Origin of the sequence: Streptomyces sp. NPDC015661 (assembly GCF_043077765.1) — a bacterium.
Classification (GTDB): domain Bacteria; phylum Actinomycetota; class Actinomycetes; order Streptomycetales; family Streptomycetaceae; genus Streptomyces.
On record NZ_JBIBST010000003.1, the window covers coordinates 750,291 to 770,054 of the forward strand.

21 protein-coding genes are annotated in these 19,764 nt (G+C 71.1%); 13 read left to right on the forward strand and 8 right to left on the reverse strand.

Annotated features, from left to right (window positions below; genetic code table 11):
- Nucleotides 1-92: 92 nt before the first annotated feature.
- From ACF07V_RS11850 to ACF07V_RS11865, 4 genes are all read left to right on the forward strand, one after another.
- Entirely contained in the window at nt 93-1,385 is a 1,293-nt protein-coding gene (locus tag ACF07V_RS11850; RefSeq protein ID WP_392153379.1) for a CynX/NimT family MFS transporter, read from the forward strand.
- Between the two features lie 17 nt (nt 1,386-1,402).
- The gene (locus ACF07V_RS11855; protein WP_351186620.1) at nt 1,403-1,519 is read left to right on the forward strand and encodes an SGM_5486 family transporter-associated protein; all 117 of its coding nucleotides are present in this window, start codon (nt 1,403-1,405) and stop codon (nt 1,517-1,519) included.
- Between the two features lie 136 nt (nt 1,520-1,655).
- Nucleotides 1,656-1,859 (forward strand): hypothetical protein, encoded by a 204-nt coding sequence (locus ACF07V_RS11860; protein WP_392153381.1) that lies wholly within the window; start codon nt 1,656-1,658, stop codon nt 1,857-1,859.
- Nucleotides 1,860-1,894: 35 nt separating this feature from the next.
- Nucleotides 1,895-2,413: a SixA phosphatase family protein gene (locus tag ACF07V_RS11865; protein ID WP_392153382.1), complete on the forward strand. Its 519-nt coding sequence runs from the start codon at nt 1,895-1,897 to the stop codon at nt 2,411-2,413.
- A gap of 118 nt (nt 2,414-2,531) precedes the next feature.
- Here the strand turns inward: ACF07V_RS11865 and serB are convergent, their stop codons facing one another.
- On the reverse strand, nt 2,532-3,749 hold the full coding sequence (gene serB, locus ACF07V_RS11870) for a phosphoserine phosphatase SerB (RefSeq protein WP_392153384.1): 1,218 nt from the start codon (nt 3,747-3,749) through the stop codon (nt 2,532-2,534).
- 208 nt (nt 3,750-3,957) lie between these two features.
- Between serB and ACF07V_RS11875 the strand changes: the two genes are divergently transcribed.
- Nucleotides 3,958-6,528, forward strand: coding sequence for an FHA domain-containing protein (locus tag ACF07V_RS11875; protein WP_392153385.1), 2,571 nt, complete (start codon nt 3,958-3,960; stop codon nt 6,526-6,528).
- A 61-nt stretch (nt 6,529-6,589) separates the two neighbouring features.
- On the opposite strand, the gene ACF07V_RS11880 is transcribed toward ACF07V_RS11875, so the two are convergent.
- The 3 genes from ACF07V_RS11880 to ACF07V_RS11890 form a co-directional block, all read right to left on the reverse strand.
- Nucleotides 6,590-7,366, reverse strand: coding sequence for a transglycosylase SLT domain-containing protein (locus ACF07V_RS11880; RefSeq protein ID WP_392153387.1), 777 nt, complete (start codon nt 7,364-7,366; stop codon nt 6,590-6,592).
- Nucleotides 7,367-7,654: 288 nt separating this feature from the next.
- Nucleotides 7,655-8,755: an S-adenosylmethionine:tRNA ribosyltransferase-isomerase gene (locus ACF07V_RS11885; RefSeq protein ID WP_392153389.1), complete on the reverse strand. Its 1,101-nt coding sequence runs from the start codon at nt 8,753-8,755 to the stop codon at nt 7,655-7,657.
- Nucleotides 8,752-9,450: an SDR family NAD(P)-dependent oxidoreductase gene (locus ACF07V_RS11890; RefSeq protein WP_392153446.1), complete on the reverse strand. Its 699-nt coding sequence runs from the start codon at nt 9,448-9,450 to the stop codon at nt 8,752-8,754. The genes ACF07V_RS11885 and ACF07V_RS11890 overlap by 4 nt, the downstream gene beginning before the upstream one ends.
- 173 nt (nt 9,451-9,623) lie before the next feature.
- Here ACF07V_RS11890 and ACF07V_RS11895 point away from each other — a divergent pair, with 173 nt between their 5' ends.
- The 3 genes from ACF07V_RS11895 (at nt 9,624) to ACF07V_RS11905 (ending at nt 11,800) form a co-directional block, all read left to right on the forward strand.
- Entirely contained in the window at nt 9,624-10,769 is a 1,146-nt protein-coding gene (locus tag ACF07V_RS11895) for a GAF domain-containing sensor histidine kinase (protein ID WP_392153390.1), read from the forward strand.
- Nucleotides 10,762-11,406 carry a response regulator gene (locus ACF07V_RS11900; RefSeq protein ID WP_392153392.1) on the forward strand — a complete coding sequence of 215 codons (645 nt, stop codon included), beginning with the start codon at nt 10,762-10,764 and terminating at the stop codon, nt 11,404-11,406. The genes ACF07V_RS11895 and ACF07V_RS11900 overlap by 8 nt, the downstream gene beginning before the upstream one ends.
- Before the next feature lie 154 nt (nt 11,407-11,560).
- A complete protein-coding gene (locus ACF07V_RS11905) occupies nt 11,561-11,800 on the forward strand; it encodes a chaplin (RefSeq protein WP_392153394.1) in 240 nt (79 codons plus the stop codon).
- Nucleotides 11,801-12,229: 429 nt separating this feature from the next.
- On the opposite strand, the gene ACF07V_RS11910 is transcribed toward ACF07V_RS11905, so the two are convergent.
- Complete coding sequence (locus ACF07V_RS11910) at nt 12,230-13,021, reverse strand: hypothetical protein (RefSeq protein ID WP_392153395.1); 792 nt, start codon at nt 13,019-13,021, stop codon at nt 12,230-12,232.
- A gap of 135 nt (nt 13,022-13,156) precedes the next feature.
- Between ACF07V_RS11910 and ACF07V_RS11915 the strand changes: the two genes are divergently transcribed.
- The 4 genes from ACF07V_RS11915 to ACF07V_RS11930 all read left to right on the forward strand — a co-directional run bounded on the left by ACF07V_RS11915 (nt 13,157) and on the right by ACF07V_RS11930 (nt 16,366).
- Nucleotides 13,157-13,954: an ABC transporter ATP-binding protein gene (locus tag ACF07V_RS11915; RefSeq protein ID WP_392153397.1), complete on the forward strand. Its 798-nt coding sequence runs from the start codon at nt 13,157-13,159 to the stop codon at nt 13,952-13,954.
- 76 nt (nt 13,955-14,030) lie between these two features.
- Nucleotides 14,031-14,459 carry an NfeD family protein gene (locus tag ACF07V_RS11920; RefSeq protein ID WP_392153398.1) on the forward strand — a complete coding sequence of 143 codons (429 nt, stop codon included), beginning with the start codon at nt 14,031-14,033 and terminating at the stop codon, nt 14,457-14,459.
- A gap of 103 nt (nt 14,460-14,562) precedes the next feature.
- On the forward strand, nt 14,563-15,501 hold the full coding sequence (locus ACF07V_RS11925) for an SPFH domain-containing protein (RefSeq protein ID WP_392153400.1): 939 nt from the start codon (nt 14,563-14,565) through the stop codon (nt 15,499-15,501).
- A 91-nt stretch (nt 15,502-15,592) separates the two neighbouring features.
- A complete protein-coding gene (locus ACF07V_RS11930) occupies nt 15,593-16,366 on the forward strand; it encodes a sulfite exporter TauE/SafE family protein (protein WP_392153402.1) in 774 nt (257 codons plus the stop codon).
- Nucleotides 16,367-16,440: 74 nt separating this feature from the next.
- Here the strand turns inward: ACF07V_RS11930 and ACF07V_RS11935 are convergent, their stop codons facing one another.
- From ACF07V_RS11935 to ACF07V_RS11945, 3 genes are all read right to left on the reverse strand, one after another.
- The gene (locus tag ACF07V_RS11935; protein ID WP_041128537.1) at nt 16,441-16,947 is read right to left on the reverse strand and encodes an HNH endonuclease; all 507 of its coding nucleotides are present in this window, start codon (nt 16,945-16,947) and stop codon (nt 16,441-16,443) included.
- Nucleotides 16,948-17,111: 164 nt separating this feature from the next.
- Complete coding sequence (locus tag ACF07V_RS11940) at nt 17,112-17,651, reverse strand: YbhB/YbcL family Raf kinase inhibitor-like protein (RefSeq protein WP_392153403.1); 540 nt, start codon at nt 17,649-17,651, stop codon at nt 17,112-17,114.
- Nucleotides 17,652-17,694: 43 nt separating this feature from the next.
- Complete coding sequence (locus ACF07V_RS11945; RefSeq protein WP_392153404.1) at nt 17,695-18,477, reverse strand: sporulation protein; 783 nt, start codon at nt 18,475-18,477, stop codon at nt 17,695-17,697.
- 78 nt (nt 18,478-18,555) lie between these two features.
- On the opposite strand from ACF07V_RS11945, the gene ACF07V_RS11950 reads away from it, so the two are divergent.
- A complete protein-coding gene (locus tag ACF07V_RS11950) occupies nt 18,556-19,218 on the forward strand; it encodes a DNA-3-methyladenine glycosylase (RefSeq protein WP_392153406.1) in 663 nt (220 codons plus the stop codon).
- Nucleotides 19,219-19,764: the final 546 nt, after the last annotated feature.

The following is a 19,764-nucleotide window of genomic DNA, read 5'->3' on the forward strand; positions in this document are numbered from 1 at the left end:
GAACGCCTTTCCATTGGTTCGAGCCTAGAACGTTCAAGATTGGATCGTTCGGGATTGGACAACCAATCATCCCATGATTCTATGATGGCCCCATGCCTGACGAGCAGAAGACCCTCGACCCCGCCGCGACCGCGCCGTCCGGAGCGCCCGCCACCGCCGGCGACTCTCCCGCACCGGACCGTGCCGCCCCGGCGCGCCGCTGGGCCCTCGGCCTCGTCGCCGTCGGACTCGTCCTGGCCGCCCTCAACCTGCGCCCCGCCATCACCAGCCTCGGCGCCCTCCTCGAAGAGGTCAGCGAAGACCTCCACATGAGCGGCAGCGTCGCCGGAGTCCTCACCTCCGTGCCCCCGCTCTGCTTCGCGGTCTTCGGCATCACCGCCCCCCGCCTCGCCCGCCGCTTCGGCCCCGCCGCCGTCGTCTGCGCGGGCATGGCCGCGATCTTCACCGGCCTCGTCCTGAGGCCCTTCGCGACCGGCACCGCCGCCTTCCTCGCCGCCAGCGCCCTCGCCCTCATGGGCATCGCCGTCAGCAACGTCCTGATGCCCGTCATCGTCAAGCGGTACTTCCCCGACCGCGTCGGCAGCATGACCGGCCTCTACTCCATGGCGCTCGCCCTGGGCACCTCCATCGCCGCGGCCGCGACCGTCCCCATGACCGACGCCCTGGGCGGCGGCTGGCGCCTCGGCCTGGGCGTCTGGGCGGTCCTCGCCGCGCTCGCCGTGCTGCCCTGGCTCCCGCTCCTGCGCGACCGGGACGCGGACGCGGCACCCCACGCGGCCCCCGTGGCGGCACCGCCGGCGGCCGCGCCCCGCATCACCCGCAGCCGCACCGCCTGGGCGCTCGGCGTCTTCTTCGGCCTCCAGGCCACCGGCGCCTACATCACCATGGGCTGGATGCCGCAGATCTTCCGCGACTCCGGCGTCCCCGCCACCACCGCGGGCGTGCTCCTCGCCGTCACCATGGTCATGGGCGTCCCGCTCGCCTTCGTCATCCCCCGCCTCGCGACCCGGATGAAGAACCAGGGCCCGATCGTCGTCGCCCTCGGCCTGTGCGGACTCACCGGCTACACCGGACTCTTCCTGGCCCCCGCCGCCGGAGCCTGGGTCTGGGCGGTGCTCCTCGGCATCTCCAACTGCGCCTTCCCGCTCGCCCTCACGATGATCGGCATGCGCTCGCGCACCGGCGCCGGCGTCGTCCGGCTCTCCGCCTTCGCGCAGAGCGTCGGCTACCTGATCTCGATCCCCGGCCCCCTCCTCGTCGGTGTGCTCTACCAGCACAGCGGTGGCTGGGGACTGCCCATCGCCCTCATGGGCGGGCTGATGGTCCCGCAGATGATCGTCGGAACCCTGGCGGGCAGGGACCGGACGGTCGAGGACGAATGCTGAGATGTAAGACTGTTCCCATGCCAGTCCTCGAACCCAACCCCCAGAACGGCCAGAAGAAGCTGCTCGTCGTGCTCGGCGCGATGCTCGGCATCACGGTCGTCATCGCCGTCATCGCCACCTTCGCCTCCCCGTGAGGTGGGGCTGACCCCCGTATCCCCTAGGGGGCGGGTCTCAGGGTGAAGTGGGTGGATCACCGGATGGGCCGGCGGACGCGCGATCCGTACGTTGGTGACAACGGCGAAAGCGCGGAACTCACCCACGGAGGCGGCCATGTCGGCCCCCACGCACCCCGGCATCCGGACCACGACCACCGGCGTCGACACCCGGCTGCCCTGGTGGGCCCTCGCCCTCCCCGCGGCCGCCTTCCTCGCCCTCCTGGTCCTCATGGCCGGGTCGGGTGAGGCCCGGGCGACCACGGGTGATCAAGGGGTCGGCCAGGTCCTGGAGCACGTCTGGCAAACGCTCTCTCTCTGAGTCGGAGTGGCCTGTTTCGTGCGAAGCTGTGGACCATGAGCGTCGATACATCCCGCAGCATCGTGCTCCTCCGGCACGCGAAGGCAGACTGGAACGACTCTTCCGACCACGAGCGACCGCTCGCCGACCGAGGCCGCAAGGACGCCCCGGTGGCCGGCCGCAAGCTCGCCGACAGCGGCATCGCCTTCGACCTGGCCCTCTGTTCGACCGCCCTCCGCACCCGCGAGACCTGGAAGCTGGCCGTCCACGAGCTGCCCGTGCGCCCCAGGACGGTGTACGAGGAGCGGATGTACGAGGCCTCCCTCGGCGAGCTCATCGCCCTGGTCAACGAGACCCCGGACGCCGTGAACAACCTCCTGCTCATCGGCCACAACCCCGGCATGCACGCCCTCGCCGACGCCCTCGCCGGCGAGGCCGAGGGCGACACCGTCGCCCGCATGAACCGCAGCGGCTTCCCGGCCTCCGCCTTCGCCGTCGTCACCTTCAACGGCTCCTGGAAGTCCGTGGAGCACGGCGTCGGCAAGCTGGTCGACTTCTGGACCCCGCACCCCTGATCCCGCACACCCGATCACGTACGTCTGTTCCGTACGCCTGATCCCGTACGCCTGATCCCGTACGCGGAAGGGCCCGGGCGTCGACCGACGCCCGGGCCCTTCCCCGTACCCCCACCGCTCAGTGCGGCAGGTCCTCCTCGCCGAAGTCCGCCGCCTCGACCTCTTCGCGCGTGATGCCCAGCAGGTACAGCACGGTGTCCAGGAACGGCACGTTCACCGCGGTGTGGGCCGCCTGACGCACCACCGGCTTCGCGTTGAACGCCACCCCGAGCCCGGCCGCGTTCAGCATGTCCAGGTCGTTGGCCCCGTCGCCGATCGCCACGGTCTGCGCCAGCGGCACCCCGGCCTCCGCGGCGAACCGGCGCAGCAGCCGCGCCTTGCCCGCCCGGTCGACGATCTCGCCGGTCACCCGCCCCGTGAGCTTCCCGTCCACGATCTCGAGGGTGTTGGCCGAGGCGAAGTCGAGGCCGAGCCGCTCCTTCAGATCGTCGGTGACCTGCGTGAAACCGCCGGAGACGACACCCACCTGGTACCCGAGCCGCTTGAGGGTACGGATCAGGGTCCGGGCGCCGGGCGTCAGCCGCACCTCGGCGCGGACCTTGTCGACCACCGAGGCGTCGAGGCCCGCGAGCAGCTCCACGCGCGCGTGCAGCGACTGCTCGAAGTCCAGCTCGCCGCGCATCGCCGCCGCCGTCACCTCGGCGACCTTGTCCTCGCAGCCCGCGTGCGCGGCGAAGAGCTCGATCACCTCGTCCTGGATCAGGGTCGAGTCGACGTCCATGACCACCAGCCGCTGGGCCCGCCGGTGCAGACCGGCGGAGACGACGGCCACGTCGACGCCGACGGAGTGCGCCTCGGTGGCGAGGGCGGTCCGCAGCGGCTCGGTCCCGCAGCCCGAGACGGCGAACTCGACCGCCGTCACCGGGTACTTCGCGAGGCGGAAGATGCGGTCGATGTTGCCGCCGGTCTCCGCGATCCTGGCCGCTATGGCCGCCGTCTGCTCCGCGGTGAGCGGGTGGCCGAGCACGGTGACGTGCGAGCGTCCCTCGCCACGGGGACGGTTGTCGCCCGTGCCGGAGATGATCTCGGCCTGGAGCTTCAGCGACTCGGCCCAGCTGTGGATGGTGGCCCGGAGCTCGCCCTGCGAGGCGACGGTCGGCTCGGTGACGAGCGCGCACAGGACGAGGCGGCCCCGGGAGACCACCTGCTCGATGTCCACGACGTCGACGGAGTAGGCGGCGAGGGTGTCGAAGAGTCCCGCGGTGATCCCGGGACGGTCCTTCCCGAAGATCTTGACGAGAAGGGTGGGAACGTCTGAGGTCTGCGATGCGCTCATGGTGGTTCCACCGTATCGGGCACCGTGTGCGGTCCGAGCGTCCGTCCCGCCCTGCGGACACCCGAGTGGTCCAGGGCTTGCCCGGGGCTTGCCCCGAAGGTCTTCACGCGGCCCGACTTTCCGAGACGGGACCGGGCCTGAAATAGTTCCCCAGGATGATTCGCCATCCCTGGACTCCCGAAGACGGGGGTACATCGGGGGACAAGTAGTGGGGCATGGAGTGCCAGAACTCGTACTGGAATTGAACGGCAGGACCTGGACGCTCGATCCGTCCCGGTCGTACACCCTGGGCAGGGACCCTCAGGGTGACCTGGTCATCGACGACGCCAGGGTCTCGTGGCGCCACGCCACCATCAGCTGGGGCGGCCGGAGCTGGGTCATCGAGGACCACGGCTCCACCAACGGCACGTTCCTCCAGGGCCAGAGGATCCACCAGGTGGAGATCGGCCCCGGCTCGGCCGTCAACCTCGGCAACGCGACCGACGGCCCGCGGCTGAATCTCGCCGCCGCCGGCGCGGCCGCCGCGCAGCAGCAGGCACCGCAGCAGCAGGTGCCCCAGCAGCAGGCCCCCGCCCAGCAGGCCCCCGCGCACCACGCGGCCGGGGCCGCCGCGGCCCAGGCCGACTGGGCCACGCACCAGGCGCCGCCGCCGCAGCAGGGCTGGCAGCAGCCCCAGCAGCCGCCCGCCCAGCAGCAGGTCCCGCACCAGCAGGGGCCCGCCCAGGGACACCCCGGCGGCTCCGCGCCGGCGCCGTCGCCCTACGGCGACCACCGCAGCCCGACGACCTTCTACCAGCTGGACCTCGGCCGCGTCATGCGGATCGGCCGTGCCCTCGAGAACGAACTGGTCGTCTCCGACCTGCAGGTCTCGCGGCACCACGCCGAGTTCCACGCGACGCCCGACGGCCGCTTCGAGATCCGCGACCTCGGCTCGCACAACGGCACGTACGTCAACGGCCAGCCGATCGCCAAGGGCGGCACGGCCCTCCTCGGCCCGCAGGACATCGTCGGCGTCGGTCACTCGACCTTCCGCATCGTCGGCGGCCAGCTGGAAGAGTTCGTCGACACCGGCTCGGTCTCCTTCTCGGCCCGCCACCTCACGGTCACGGTCGACGGCGGCAAGCAGATCCTCAAGGACGTCACCTTCGGCGTCCCGGAGAAGTCGCTGATCGGCGTCATCGGCCCGTCCGGCTCCGGCAAGTCCACCCTGCTCAAGGCGCTGACCGGCTACCGCCCGGCCAACGAGGGCGACGTCCTCTACGACAACCGCAGCCTCTACAAGCAGTTCGCCGAGCTGCGCCAGCGCATCGGTCTGGTCCCGCAGGACGACATCCTGCACAAGGAGCTGACCGTCCAGAAGGCGCTGCGCTACGCGGCCAAGCTCCGCTTCCCCGGCGACACCGCCACGGCCGAGCGCGAGGCCCGCATCGACGAGGTGCTGCGCGAGCTCAAGCTCGACATCCACAAGGAGAAGAAGGTCACCTCCCTCTCCGGTGGCCAGCGCAAGCGCGTCTCCGTCGCCCTGGAGCTCCTCACCAAGCCGTCGCTGATCTTCCTGGACGAGCCGACCTCCGGCCTCGACCCGGGCATGGACCGCGACGTCATGCAGCTGCTCCGCGGCCTCGCGGACGACGGCCGCACGGTCCTCGTCGTCACCCACTCGGTGGCCGAGCTGGGCCTCTGCGACAAGCTGCTCGTCATGGCACCCGGCGGCTCCGTGGCGTACTTCGGCCCGCCGGAGGAGGCGCTGAACTTCTTCGGCTACTCCACCTGGGCCGACGTCTTCTCCGCCTTCGAGAACTACCGCGACTACGACTGGGCGGGCCGCTGGAAGGGCTCGCAGCACTACCAGATGTACGCCGCGGACATCGACGCCGTCGCCGCGCAGCCCGTCCAGATGCCGCAGCAGGCCATGGCCCGCCCGCCGAAGCCGCAGGGCTGGGGCTCGCAGCTGTTGACCCTGATCCGCCGCTACGTGTCGGTGATCGCCTCCGACAAGGGCTTCATGGCCCTGATGGTGATCCTGCCGGCCGTCCTCGGCGCGGTGTCCGTCGTCATCCCGGCCGACTTCGGCCTCGGCAAGCCCACGCCGCCGTCCCGCTTCAACGGCGACGCCGGCACGATCATGCTGATCCTCGCGGTCGGCATGTGCTTCTCCGGCGCGGCCAACTCCGTCCGAGAGCTGATCAAGGAACGTGTCATCTACGAGCGGGAGCGCGCCGTCGGCCTGTCCCGCTCCGCGTACCTGATGTCCAAGGTCATCGTCCTCGGCCTGATCACGGCCTTCCAGGGCGTGATCATCTGCGGCATCGGCTTCTCCACGCGCGCGCTGCCCGAAGAGGGCCTGTTCATGCCGCCGGCCGCCGAGCTGTGCATCCAGGTCATCGCGCTCGGCCTGACCTCGATGATGGTCGGCCTGGTCATCTCCGCGCTGGTGAAGACCGCCGAGAAGACCATGCCGCTGCTCGTGATGTTCGCGATCATCCAGGTCGTGTTCACCGGCATCCTCTTCCAGGTGTACGGCTCGCCCGGCCTGGAGCAGTTCGCCTGGCTCATGCCCTCCCGCTGGGGCATCGCCGGCGCCGGCACCACCCTGGACCTGGCGCACCTGATGCCGCCGTGGGACCACAAGGACCCCACGAACACCGACCCGCTGTGGGAGCACACGGTCGGCCAGTGGAGCCTCGACCTGGGCATCCAGCTGTTCATGGCGACCGTCTGCTGCGTCCTCGTGGCGCGGCTGCTGCGCCGCCACGAGCCCGAGGTCATGCGCAAGTAGTGACAGCCCCGAAGGGCGGCACCCCGCACGGGGTGCCGCCCTTCGGCGTGTCCGAGGCGACTCAGTACGCGCTGTTGACGTTGTCGATCGAGCCGTAGCGGTCGGCCGCGTAGTTGGCGGCGGCGACGATGTTGGCGACCGGGTCGTACTGGTCGAACTTGGTGCCGGGGATGTGGTACGCCTTGAAGGTCGGGTAGATCACCTGGAGCAGGCCCTTGGACGGGACGCCGTTGATGGCGTTGATGTCCCAGTTGTTGATGGCGTACGGGTTGCCGCTGGACTCGCGCATGATGTTCCGGTGCAGGCCGTTGTAGGTGCCCGGGATGTTGTGCTTGTCCATGATGTAGAGCGCCTCGCGGATCCAGCCGTCGAGGTTGTTCGCGAAGACCGGGGTACGGGCGACGGAACGGCTCGCGGCGGCCTTCTCGGCGGCGCGCTTCTTCGCGGCGGCCTTCGCCTTGGCCTCGGCCTTCGCCTTGGCGGCGGCCTTGGCCTGCGCGTCGGCCTTGGCCTTCGCGGCGGCCTTCGCCTTGGCGTCGGCCTTTGCCTTGGCGGCTGCCTTGGCCTTCGCCGCCGCCTCCTGCTTGGCCTTCAGGCTGATCGCGTCCTGCTGCTCGTCGAGGCTCGCGGCAAGCGCCTTCGCCTGCGGGCTGCTCGCGTCGTAGGACCAGGCGACCTGCTGCGTACCGGCCAGAGCCTGCGGCTCGGTCTCGGTGCCGCTGTTACCGGGCACGAGGGAGAAGGTGAGGGCTGCGGCGCTCAGAGCGACGACGCCGGCGATCGTGGCCTTGTGGGTCTTCTTCAGACCACGATAGTGGCCAGGGGTGTTCGCAGACATGCAGGACTACCTCTTCGAATCGCTGGGGGTCGCTCGGCCGGGGCGGCGCTGCGCCTGCTCGGCGGCGACGGGGGCAATTCTTAGCGGCAGCAAAATCCCGTGGCAAAGGTGTGACGTACGAACCCGGGTAGTGGATCAGGGGGTCGCGCACAGGCCGCACGAAGCCCCCTGTGCCCCATTTCCTCCGCCGATATCCGGCGTCATGGGTCCACTAGGGGGCTTCGTAAGTGATGTGGGTCCTATGCGCGGCCTCACATCGGGCACGTAACAAACTCACCGGGCGTTGCGTCAGCAATGCGCAGGGTGAGGCTCCTGCGCCGGGAGGAGGAGATGGACGTCGCCGAACTCGTGCCAGAGGTAGCGGCCCCGTACCGCGGCGTCGTACGCGCTCCGCAGCGCGGGCCGTCCGGCGACCGCCTCCAGCATCAGCAGATGCGAGGCCTCGGGCTCGTGCAGGCCGGTGAGCAGCCCGTCCACGACCCGCACTCCCCGCGCGGGCGTCACCACGAGCCCGGTCCACCCCCCGGCGGCCCGCACGACCCCGTCGACGGCGGCCGATTCCAGGGCCCGCACCACCGTGGTCCCCACCGCGATCACCCGGCAGCCCTCGGCGCGGGCCGTGTTCACCAGGGCCGCCGTCGCCGCAGGGACCTCGAAGCGCTCCGGGTACGGCGGCTCGTGCGCCTCCGCCGACGACACCCCCGTATGAAGGGACAGCGGAGCGATCCGTACGCCCCGGTCGACCAGCTCCGCCACGAGCCGGGCCGTGAAGGGCCGCCCCGCGCTCGGCATCTCCGCCGAGCCCGCCCCGTCGGGGGAGGGGCGCGCGAAGACCGTCCGGTACGCCGACAGGGGCTGGTCCCGCTCCGTGTACCCGTACCGGATGGCCCGCCCGTACCGCCCGAGCAGCCCCGGCACGTCCACGTCCGCCCGCGCCCACCACAGCCGCCCGCTCCCCGGCACCAGCGGCTCCGCCAGCACCAGCCGCGCCCCGCCGGGCAGCCGCACGACCGCCCCCGCCGGACCGCCCCCACGCGGGCGCGTACTGCCCGACCCGTCCGGCGTCCGCAGCTCCACGGCCCACCGCCCGTCGTCCCCGCGGGTCGAGAAGTGCACCACCACCGGCTCCCCGGGCCCGGGCCCGGGAAGGTGCCCCGGGGGGTGTCCTGCCGACCACCCGTCCACCGCCGCCGCCAGCGTCGTCGACGTGTTCACGACGAGCACGTCCCCGGCCCGCAGCAGTGCCGGCAGCTCCCTGAAGGAGTGGTGCGACACCGCCTCGCCCCGCGACACGAGCAGCCGCACGTCGTCCCGGCCCCGCCCGGGCCCCCGCTGCTCGGCCGGCACCCGCGCCGACAGCTCCGCCGGCACCCGTACGGCGAGGCTCATCGTGTCTCCAGGAAGGCCGGCGCCGAGTACCGCCCGCTCGCCGGCCGCTCGTCGAGCAGCCGCAGGAAGACGGGGGCGACCTCGTCCGGTGTCGGCGTCCCCGACAGGTCCTCGCCGGGCTCCGCGGCCGCCAGCATGTCCGTCCGCATCCCGCCCGGGTCCACCCACCAGACCCGCAGCCCCGGCTCCTCCACCGCCAGGACCGCCGACAGCTGGTCGAGCGCCGCCTTCGTCGCCCCGTACGCGCCCCAGGTCCGGTACGCCTCCGCCGCCGCGTCCGAACTCAGATTGACCACCGCACCGGCGGGCGAGGTGCGCAGCAGGGGCAGCGCCTCCTGGAGGAGCCCCAGCGGAGCCACCACATTGACCTCAAGGGCGGCCCGGAACCCGTCCAGCGAGTGACGGTCGAGCGGCACGAGCGGCTCGGCGCCCAGGATCCCCGCGTTGTTCACCACCAGATCGAGCCCCCCGAGCTCCCGCGCCGCCGCCACGAGCTCCCGCCGGTGCGCCGCGTCCGTCACGTCCCCCGCCAGCGCCACCACCCGGGCGCCACGCGCGCGGGCCGCCTCCGCGCTCTCCTCCAGTACGTCCGCCTTGCGGGCGTCGAGCACCAGATCCCAGCCCTGCCCGGCAAGCGCCGTGGCCAGCGCCCGCCCGAGACCCCTCGACGCACCCGTGATGATCGCGACAGCCATGACGTCCATCCCCTCTTCCTTCTGGATGGCTCAAGCCTCCGGCCGCACCCCCGCCCACCGCCTCGTCCCCCGGCCCGGACCGCCAAGGGCACTTCGACCTAGGTCCCGAGACCTGCGCCGCCCTCGTCCCCGGGCGGATACGGACCGTCACACCCCGCCGGTACGGTGAACACATGAGCCATCGACCGAGCTCCGGCCTGGCCGCCGTGAGCACCGCCCTCCTGGCGATGAGCCGCCATCTGGAGGTCCGGGACGTCCTCAAGACGATCGTGGCCTCCGCCCGCGAGCTGCTCGACGCCGAGTACGCGGCCCTGGGCGTCCCCGACGACCACGGCGGCTTCGCCCAGTTCGTGGTCGACGGCGTCAGCGACGAGCAGTGGAAGGCCATCGGCCCCCTGCCCCGCCAGCACGGCATCCTCGCCTCGATGCTCCACAAGGCCGAGCCCGAGCGGCTCGCCGACGTCCGCGAGGACCCCCGCTTCGAGGGCTGGCCCGACGCCCACCCCGAGATGTCCGACTTCCTCGGCCTGCCCGTCCGGGACGGCGACGAGATCCTCGGCGCCCTCTTCCTCGCCAACAAGCGCTGCCCCAAGCCCGACGGCGGCTGCGGCTTCACCGCCGAGGACGAGGCACTCCTCTCGATCCTCGCCCAGCACGCGGCCATCGCCCTCACCAACGCCCGCCTGTACGAGCGCAGCCGCGAGCTCACCATCGCCGAGGAGCGCTCCCGCCTCGCCCACGAGCTGCACGACGCCGTCAGCCAGAAGCTGTTCTCGCTCCGGCTGACCGCCCAGGCCGCCGCCGCCCTCGTCGACCGCGACCCGGCCCGCGCCAAGGGCGAGCTCCAGCAGGTCGCCGCGCTCGCCGCCGAGGCCGCCGACGAGCTGCGCGCCGCCGTCGTCGAGCTCCGGCCCGCCGCCCTCGACGAGGACGGCCTCGTGCACACGCTCCGCACCCAGATCCAGGTCCTCGACCGCGCCCACTCCGCCCGGGTCACCTTCGAGAGCCCCGGGACCCGGGCCCTGCCGGCCGCCCAGGAGGAGGCCGTCCTCCGGGTCGCGCAGGAGGCCCTGCACAACGCCCTGCGGCACGCGGACGCGCGGCTCGTCGCGGTCTCCCTGACCCGCAGCGGCCAGGGCGCGCGGCTCACCGTCACCGACGACGGCAAGGGCTTCGACCCGCGTACGGTCCGCAGGGCCGGCCGCCACCTCGGCCTGGTCTCCATGCGGGACCGCGCGGGCGGCGTCGGCGGCCGGCTCACCGTGACCTCGGCCCCGGGCGAGGGCACCACGATCGAGATGGAGGTTCCCGGTGGCTGACAAGCCGATCCGTGTCCTGCTGGTCGACGACCACCAGGTCGTCCGCCGAGGCCTGCGCACCTTCCTGGAGGTGCAGGACGACATAGAGGTCGTGGGGGAGGCCTCCGACGGCGACGAAGGGGTCGCGAGGGCCGAGGAGCTCCGCCCCGACGTGGTCCTGATGGACGTGAAGATGCCGGGCACGGACGGCATCGAGGCGCTCAAGCGGCTCCGCGAGCTCGCCAACCCCGCCAGGGTCCTGATCGTCACCAGCTTCACCGAGCAGCGGACGGTCGTCCCCGCGCTCCGGGCAGGGGCCTCCGGATACGTCTACAAGGACGTGGACCCCGACGCCCTGGCCGGCGCGATCCGCTCCGTCCACGCCGGGCACGTCCTGCTCCAGCCCGAGGTCGCGGGCGCGCTCCTCGCCCAGGAGGACTCCCACGGGGGCACGGGGCGGGGGCCGTCCCTCACGGAGCGGGAGCGCGAGGTCCTCGGCCTGATCGCGGACGGCCGGTCCAACCGGGAGATCGCCCGCGCGCTCGTCCTCTCCGAGAAGACGGTCAAGACGCATGTCTCGAACATCCTGATGAAGCTCGACCTCGCGGACCGCACCCAGGCGGCGCTCTGGGCGGTGAGGCACGGCCTCACCCGCTGATGCGCCCCCTTCGCGCGCCGGAGCGCACGACCGTTCAGTCCTTCATACCGTCGTGTGTATGTCCCCCGTTCGGCGCAACCCGACGGGGGGTGGGGCGTTCTCCATGGCGTGCTGCGGCGGACCTGCCGCAGCGACGACCAGGAGGATGTACCAAGTGAAGAACCTCAAGAAGGCCGCTGCCCTCACCATGGTCGCCGGAGGCATCGTCGCCGCCGGTGCGGGCGTCGCCTCCGCGAACGCGGACGCCAACGGGCAGGCCCTCCACTCGCCGGGCGTCGCCTCCGGCAACCTGGTGCAGGTCCCGGTCCACGTCCCCGTGAACGTCTCCGGCAACACGGTCAACGTGATCGGCCTGCTCAACCCGGCCTTCGGCAACGGCGCCGTCAACGGCTGACGCCTCCCCGACCGAACCCCCGCCCCCGGCCGATCCCCCCGGGGCCGGGGGTTCGTGCCGGTGGTGGGCATACGTTCCGCGAAGGGCGGAACGGGTGGGCGCACCGGAACCACCGGCCTGCAGCCGCCCCACCACCTCAGCCGACCACGGCCCGCCGCACGGTTCCGCCGCCGAGGCGACCGACGTGGCGCCCACCTCCGGCCGCGCAGGCCTCAGAACCCGCGCTCCCGCTCCCTCTCCTCCACATACGCGTTGTACGCCGCGACCTGGGCCCGTCGTGCCACCCGTTCCACCGGCCGCAGCGCCGCCCCCCGCGCCGCCGGCCCCTCTTTGACGCGTCCCTCGCACCGCTCGGCCCCGGGGGCCTCTCGGGCTTCGGGGTCGCTGCGCCGGACTCCGTCCGCCGGGCCGGAGGTGGAGGCGCAGGCGTCAGAAGCCCCGGTCCCGCTCCCTCTCTTCCACGTACGCGTTGTACGCCGCGACCTGGGCCCGTCGTGCCACCCGTTCCACCGGCCGCAGCGCCGCCCCCCGCGCCGCCATCTCCGAGGCGCTCACCGCGCCCCCGTGCCCGTGGTCGTACGCCAGGTTCACCAGCAGGCCGATCCGCTGCGCCAGCTCCAGGACCCGCACCGCGCGCGGCGGATAGCCCGGGGCGAGCACCTCGCGCCCCACCTCCGCCCGCGCCCGGTACGCCTCGCGCGCCGCGTCCGCCGCCGGGCCCGAGGCCGCCACGTCGAGCCGGGTCAGCACCGCCGTCGCGTCCCGCAGCGCCTCCGCCAGCTCCCGCTCCGCCTCGCCGAGCGAGGGCACGTCGGCCGGCGGGGCCTCCCGTACGGCCAGGCACTGCCAGACCACCGAGACGTGCACATCACCCGCGGGACCGGCCTCGGAGACCTCCGGCACGAGACCGTACGGCGCACCGAAGCCCACCACCGCCTCCTCCGCCTCCAACGCGCGCGCGTTGAAGTCCGGCGGCCCGCTCAGCCCCAGCGGATGCCCCGGCGCCGGCAGCGCGACCCGCCAGCCGGTCACCCCGAGCCGCCGCAGCCGGCCCAGCGCGAGCGTCAGCCCCACCGGCCCCGCCTCACCCGGCAGCCCCTCGACGCGGTGCACCGCGTCCTCCCCGACAATCGCCGTCGCCGCCTCGTCGGGCGACACGGCCCCGGCCAGCAGGGCATTGCCCCAGGCGGCCAGACGTCCTGAGCGTGGTTCCGAAAGCATCCCCCCAGACTAAGGACTCAAAGGAAGCCCTACGGACCGGTCCGCTCCGTCGATAACGTAGGTTTTCCCCTGGACGCCGCGCCCACCGGCGCAAGGCGACGACAAGACTCGACCGCAAGGGGAGACAACGCGCTCATGAGCGATGTACTGGAGCTGGTGGACGTATCCGTGGTCCGCGACGGACGGGCTCTGGTGGACGAGGTCTCCTGGTCGGTCAAGGAGGGCGAGCGCTGGGTGATCCTCGGACCCAACGGCGCCGGCAAGACCACCCTTCTGAACATCGCCTCCAGCTACCTCTTCCCCACCAAGGGCACCGCCCGCATCCTGGACGAGCAGCTCGGCGGCGTCGGCACCGACGTCTTCGAACTCCGCCCCCGCATCGGCATGGCCGGCATCGCCATGGCGGAGAAGCTCCCCAAGCGCCAGACCGTCCTGCAGACCGTCCTCACCGCCGCGTACGGCATGACCGCCACCTGGCACGAGGACTACGACCCGGTCGACGAGGAGCGCGCCAAGGCCTTCCTCGACCGGCTCGGGATGAACGACTACCTGGACCGCAAGTTCGGCACCCTCTCCGAGGGCGAGCGCAAGCGCACCCTGATCGCCCGCGCGATGATGACCGACCCGGAGCTCCTCCTCCTCGACGAGCCCGCCGCCGGCCTCGACCTCGGCGGCCGCGAGGACCTGGTCCGCCGCCTCGGCCGTCTGGCCCGCGACCCGTACGCCCCCTCCATGATCATGGTCACCCACCATGTCGAGGAGATCGCCCCGGGCTTCACCCACGTCCTGATGATCCGCCAGGGCAAGGTCCTCGCCGCGGGACCCGTGGAGACCGAGCTCACCTCCCGCAACCTCTCGCACTGCTTCGGCCTGCCGCTCGTCGTCGAGCGCGTCGGCGACCGCTGGACCGCCCACGGCCTGCCCCTGAAGTGACCGGAGAGGGCACCGGCGTCCCGCACAGCCGCCCGCGCCCTGTCCCGGAAGGACCCCACCGCCCTACCATGACCACGTGGACATCGACGCGTGGGTCTGGTGGCTGATCGGCGCGGTGGGGCTCGGCATTCCGCTGGTCCTGACCGCGATGCCGGAGTTCGGCATGTTCTCCGTAGGAGCGGTCGCCGGGGCGGTGACCGCCGCCCTCGGCTTCGGCATCGTCACCCAGGTGCTCGTCTTCGTCGTCGTCTCCGTGGCACTCATCGCGGTGGTACGCCCGATCGCCGTCCGCCACCGCGACGGCGGTCCCGGAATCCGCACCGGCGTCGACGCCCTGAAAGGCCGTCAGGCCGTCGTCCTGGAACGGGTCGACGGCAACGGAGGCCGCATCAAGCTCGCCGGCGAGGTCTGGTCGGCCCGCACCCTCGACACCGGCCAGAGCTTCGAACCGGGCGAACAGGTCGACGTCGTGGAGATCGACGGGGCGACCGCCGTGGTCATGTGACGTCATGTGACCGAACCTCGCCCATGACGCTCCGCCATCTGGGAAACTCGATCATCGGAAGATACCCGGCAGACAACCGGCAGCGAAGGGCACGGGGAACACGATGTCAGCAGTCATCATCGTCCTGATCATTCTGGTGGTGCTCGTCTTCATCGCCCTGATCAAGACGATCCAGGTCATCCCGCAGGCGAGTGCGGCGATCGTGGAGCGCTTCGGCCGCTACACCCGCACGCTCAACGCAGGACTGAACATCGTCGTCCCGTTCATCGACTCGATCCGCAACCGGATCGACCTCCGTGAGCAGGTCGTCCCGTTCCCGCCGCAGCCGGTGATCACCCAGGACAACCTCGTCGTCAACATCGACACGGTCATCTACTACCAGGTGACGGACGCCCGGGCCGCGACCTACGAGGTCGCCAGCTACATCCAGGCGATCGAGCAGCTCACGGTCACCACCCTGCGCAACATCATCGGTGGCATGGACCTGGAGCGGACCCTCACCTCCCGCGAGGAGATCAACGCGGCCCTGCGCGGCGTCCTCGACGAGGCCACCGGCAAGTGGGGCATCCGCGTCAACCGCGTCGAACTCAAGGCCATCGAGCCGCCGACCTCCATCCAGGACTCGATGGAGAAGCAGATGCGCGCCGAGCGCGACAAGCGCGCAGCGATCCTCACCGCCGAGGGAACCCGCCAGTCCGCGATCCTCACCGCCGAGGGCGAGAAGCAGTCCGCGATCCTGCGCGCCGAGGGTGAGGCCAAGGCCGCCGCGCTCAAGGCCGAGGGCGAGGCGCAGGCCGTCCGCACGGTCTTCGAGGCCATCCACGCGGGCGACCCGGACCAGAAGCTCCTCTCGTACCAGTACCTCCAGATGCTCCCGAAGATCGCCGAGGGCGACGCCAACAAGCTCTGGATCGTGCCCAGCGAGATCGGCGACGCGCTCAAGGGCCTCTCCGGCGCCTTCGGCAACGTCGGCGGCGGCACCCCCGGCTTCAACGTCAAGGGCGCGGCGGCCGAACGGCGAGACGAACCCTCGGTCGACTGACGCGTACACGTAATTCGTGCATGATCAGTAACGAGCCCCTCGACCCTGACGACGTCAGGGCGGGGAGGCGACTCACTGACCATGTAAGGAGATGGCGTTGTCCATCTGGGAAGCCCTGGCAGTCTTCGCCGCCGGCATCGGCGCCGGCACCATCAACACGATTGTCGGATCGGGAACGCTGATCACGTTCCCGGTCCTCCTCGCGACCGGACTCCCCCCGATCACCGCGAACGTCTCCAACGCCCTCGGCCTCGTGCCCGGCTCCATCAGCGGGGCCATCGGCTACCGCCGCGAACTCGGGGGCCAGAAGTCCCGCGTCCTGCGACTCGGCGCCGTCGCCCTCGCCGGCGGCCTCATCGGCGCCATCCTGCTCCTGGCCCTGCCGTCCGAGGCCTTCGACGCGATCGTCCCCGTCCTCATCGGCCTCGCGCTCGTCCTGGTCCTGTTCCAGCCCCGCATCGCCGCCGCCGTGAAGCGCCGCCGCGAACAGACCGGCACCGAGGCCCACCCCGACGGCGGCCCCGTGCTCCTCGTCGGCCTCTTCTTCGCCAGCATGTACGGCGGATACTTCGGCGCCGCCCAGGGAGTCCTCTACCTCTCCCTCATGGGCCTGCTGCTCCACGACGACCTCCAGCGCATCAACGCCGTCAAGAACATCCTCGGCGCCCTGGTCAACGGAATCGCAGCCGTCTTCTTCCTCTTCGTCGCCGACTTCGACTGGACGGCCGTCCTGCTCATCGCCGTCGGCTCCACCCTCGGCGGCCAGCTCGGCGCCAAGGTGGGCCGCAAACTGCCCCCCACGGTCCTGCGCGGGGTGATCATCGCGGTCGGCATCGTGGCGATCCTCCAGCTGACCCTCGGCTAGCCGCAACGACGGAAGGGCCCGCCTCCCCCAAGGGAGACGGGCCCACCCGTTCACACGTCTACGCGTCTACGCGTCTAAGCGGCCGAGTTGGCCAGCCACTCCGGCAGCTCCGACCGCTCGCTCGCCCGCATCGCGAGCAGCATCGCGTCCGCCGGGGTCGGCTCGAACGGCTGGTGCAGCAGCGGCATCCCCGCCTGCTCCGGCGTCCGGTCGGCCTTGCGGTGGTTGTCCTCGGCACAGGAAGCGACCGTATTCAGCCAGCTGTCCCCACCGCCCTGCGCCCGCGGCACCACGTGGTCGACCGTCGTCGCCCGCCGCCCGCAGTACGCGCACCGGTGCTGGTCCCGGACCAGCACCCCCCTCCTCGACCACGGAGCCTGTCTTCGGAACGGCACCCGTACGTACCGGCAGAGCCTGATCACCCGGGGCACCGGGAGATCGACGGCGGCACCCCGCACCCTCAGCTCGGGATGGGCCTGCTCGACGACGGCCTTGTCCTGTAGGACAAGCACCACCGCACGGTTGAGTGTGACCGTCGACAGCGGCTCGAAGCTCGCGTTCAGTACCAGCGTGTCCCGCATGTTGCCCACCTCCCGTGTGCCGGCCCCAGCCCCGGAAGGGGTCTTCGGGCTTGGATCAACGATGGCCGGGCCGGCCGGGTCGGACAACGCAATTTCCTGCGCAACAAAAGATGCCCGCTTCTGATCTCTCCAAGACCAGAAGCGGGCAAACAACTGACGAACGATCAGCCTTGCGCGGGATCCTCGTACTCACCCACGAGCTGGGCACGCCCGAGGGTGTGGAAGCGAAGATTGAACCCGACCGCCGCGGGCGAGGCGTCGGCGTCCGGACCGAGCCTCTCCTGATCCACCGCGTACACCGTGAAGACGTACCGGTGCGGCCCGTCCCCCTTCGGCGGAGCGGCACCGCCGAAGTCCTTCGAGCCGTAGTCGTTCCGCGCGTGGACCGCACCGGCCGGCAGCCCCTCGAACGACCCCGATCCGGCACCCACCGGCAGCTCCGTCACCGACACCGGTATGTCGAACAGCACCCAGTGCCAGAACCCGCTGCCCGTCGGGGCGTCCGGGTCGAAGCAGGTCACGGCGAAGCTCTTCGTCTCCGCGGGGAACCCCTCCCAGCTCAGCTGCGGCGAGGTGTTCCCCGCCGCGTACACCTGAGCGTCCTTCAGGACCCCGCCCGCCGCGACGTCGTCGCTCACCACGGTGAACGCTGCCACCGGCGGATGGAAGTCGTGGGGGAGCGGCGCCCTCTTGCCCTCGGACACGTCGAGTACCTCCGAATCGTCCGTCAACGCTGACGGGCCGAGCCTAGAGCCAGTTGCGACGGCCGCCGACCTCGGCGAGCCACTGGTTCAGGTAGGCCGCCCAGTCCGTGGTGTGGAAGTCGTGCAGCCCCACCTTGAACGCACGGAAGGAGTCGCTGCCCTCGGTGAACAGACCCGGCTTCTTGTCCATCTCCAGGACGACGTCCATCTCACGGTCGTCCGCGACGAAGCTGACCTCGACCTGGTTCAGACCCCGGTACTGCTGCGGCGCGAAGAACTCGATCTCCTGGTAGAAGGGCAGCCGCTGCCGCGTCCCCCGGATGTGCCCGCGCTCCATGTCCGCGCTCTTGAAGCGGAAGCCCAGTCCGATGAAGGCGTCCAGGATCGCCTGCTGCGCCGGCAGCGGGTGCACGTTGATCGGGTCCAGGTCACCCGAGTCCACGGCCCGGGCGATCTCCAGCTCGGTCGTCACCCCGATGTTCATCCCGCGCAGCTGCTGCCCGGCGATGGTCGTCACCGGCGTCTCCCACGGAATCTCCAGACCGAACGGCACCACGTGCACCGCCCCGGGCTGCACCTCGAAGGCCCCGCCCAGACGCACCTTCACGAACTCGATGTCCTGCTTGTGCTCCTGGTCACCGCCCTCGACCTCGACACGCGCCTGCAGCCCGACGGACAGCCCCTCGATCTGCTGCGCGACCGAACCACCCTGGATCCGCACCTCGCCCTGGACGACCCCACCCGGGACGACGTTCTCCTCGGTGAGCACCGTCTCCACGGTGGCCCCACCGGCACCCAGGCTCGCGAGCAGCTTCTTGAATCCCATGACTTCCACTCCTTCTAGGGTCCTGACCCCTACATACGCGCGACGACCGTAGCCGGTTCCCCACTACCCTCGGACGCCATGAGCGAGAGCCCCGACCGTACGCCGCTCCCGCGGGCCTTCTTCGACCGCCCCGTACTGGAGGTGGCCCCCGATCTCCTGGGCCGCACGCTCGTCCGCAACACGGACGAAGGCCGGATGGAACTCCGCCTCACGGAGGTGGAGGCGTACGCCGGCGCGATCGACCCCGGCTCCCACGCCTTCCGGGGCCGTACGGACCGGAACGCCGTCATGTTCGGACCCCCCGGGCACGCGTACGTCTACTTCACGTACGGCATGTGGCACTGCCTGAACCTGGTGTGCGGCCCCGAGGGACACGCGAGCGGTGTCCTCCTGCGCGCGGGTGAATTCATCGAGGGCGCCGAGCAGGCCCGCCCGCGCCGCCGCTCGGCCCGCTCCGACCACGAGCTGGCGAAGGGCCCGGCCCGCCTGGCGACCGCCCTCGACATCGCCCTCTCCCTGAACGGCACGGACACCTGCGCAGGTCAGGACGGACCGCTCGCCCTCCTCACCGGCACGCCCCCCGCCCCGGACCGCATCAACAGCGGCCCCCGCACGGGCGTCGGCGGCGACGGGGCCCCGCACCCCTGGCGTTTCTGGATCACCGAGGACCCGACGGTGAGCCCGTACCGCGCCCACACGCCCCGCAAACGTCGCCTTGACTCGGGCAACCGGACCCCGTAACGTAGCCCGAGCCGCTGGAAACGGTCTGCTTGTTCGAGCACCCCGCAGCGGCCACCCACTACTCAAGATGACTCCCCAGCAGGGGCGTATTTCGGCATGCCGGAATTCGAATTCGATTGGCTCGATTATGAGTCGCCGAAGAAATCAGCTAACGTAGTGGACACGCCGGAAGGGCCCGGAGCGAAAGCGAAAGGGACCGGAAAGCACCGAGGAAATCGGATCGGAAAGATCTGATAGAGTCGGAAACGAAGGAAGCGCCCGGAGGGCCTGGAAACAGGAACGAAGGAAGCGTCCGCACCTTGAGAACTCAACAGCGTGCCAAAAATCAACGCCAGATTAGTTGATACCCCGTCCATCTTCGGATGGTCGAGGTTCCTTTGAAAAAGTCCACCCCTCGGGGTGGCACACTACAGCGAGGACGCTGTGGACAGCGGGCCATATTCCGGCCTGCCTGTCCCGCTCAACGCGAGTGTCTCACCGGATTACCGGTAAACATTCACGGAGAGTTTGATCCTGGCTCAGGACGAACGCTGGCGGCGTGCTTAA

Excerpts from the sequence above, each read along its gene's own strand:
- ACF07V_RS11935 (WP_041128537.1), bottom strand. The coding sequence starts at position 16,947 with ATGCGGGACACGCTGGTACTGAACGCGAGCTTCGAGCCGCTGTCGACG.
- ACF07V_RS11855 (WP_351186620.1), top strand. The coding sequence starts at position 1,403 with ATGCCAGTCCTCGAACCCAACCCCCAGAACGGCCAGAAGAAGCTGCTC.
- ACF07V_RS11865 (WP_392153382.1), top strand. The coding sequence starts at position 1,895 with ATGAGCGTCGATACATCCCGCAGCATCGTGCTCCTCCGGCACGCGAAG.
- ACF07V_RS11860 (WP_392153381.1), top strand. The coding sequence starts at position 1,656 with ATGTCGGCCCCCACGCACCCCGGCATCCGGACCACGACCACCGGCGTC.
- ACF07V_RS11950 (WP_392153406.1), top strand. The coding sequence starts at position 18,556 with ATGAGCGAGAGCCCCGACCGTACGCCGCTCCCGCGGGCCTTCTTCGAC.
- ACF07V_RS11880 (WP_392153387.1), bottom strand. The coding sequence starts at position 7,366 with ATGTCTGCGAACACCCCTGGCCACTATCGTGGTCTGAAGAAGACCCAC.
- ACF07V_RS11910 (WP_392153395.1), bottom strand. The coding sequence starts at position 13,021 with ATGCTTTCGGAACCACGCTCAGGACGTCTGGCCGCCTGGGGCAATGCC.
- ACF07V_RS11925 (WP_392153400.1), top strand. The coding sequence starts at position 14,563 with ATGTCAGCAGTCATCATCGTCCTGATCATTCTGGTGGTGCTCGTCTTC.
- ACF07V_RS11915 (WP_392153397.1), top strand. The coding sequence starts at position 13,157 with ATGAGCGATGTACTGGAGCTGGTGGACGTATCCGTGGTCCGCGACGGA.
- ACF07V_RS11885 (WP_392153389.1), bottom strand. The coding sequence starts at position 8,755 with ATGAGCCTCGCCGTACGGGTGCCGGCGGAGCTGTCGGCGCGGGTGCCG.
- ACF07V_RS11890 (WP_392153446.1), bottom strand. The coding sequence starts at position 9,450 with ATGGCTGTCGCGATCATCACGGGTGCGTCGAGGGGTCTCGGGCGGGCG.
- ACF07V_RS11930 (WP_392153402.1), top strand. The coding sequence starts at position 15,593 with ATGGCGTTGTCCATCTGGGAAGCCCTGGCAGTCTTCGCCGCCGGCATC.
- ACF07V_RS11850 (WP_392153379.1), top strand. The coding sequence starts at position 93 with ATGCCTGACGAGCAGAAGACCCTCGACCCCGCCGCGACCGCGCCGTCC.
- serB (WP_392153384.1), bottom strand. The coding sequence starts at position 3,749 with ATGAGCGCATCGCAGACCTCAGACGTTCCCACCCTTCTCGTCAAGATC.
- ACF07V_RS11945 (WP_392153404.1), bottom strand. The coding sequence starts at position 18,477 with ATGGGATTCAAGAAGCTGCTCGCGAGCCTGGGTGCCGGTGGGGCCACC.
- ACF07V_RS11895 (WP_392153390.1), top strand. The coding sequence starts at position 9,624 with ATGAGCCATCGACCGAGCTCCGGCCTGGCCGCCGTGAGCACCGCCCTC.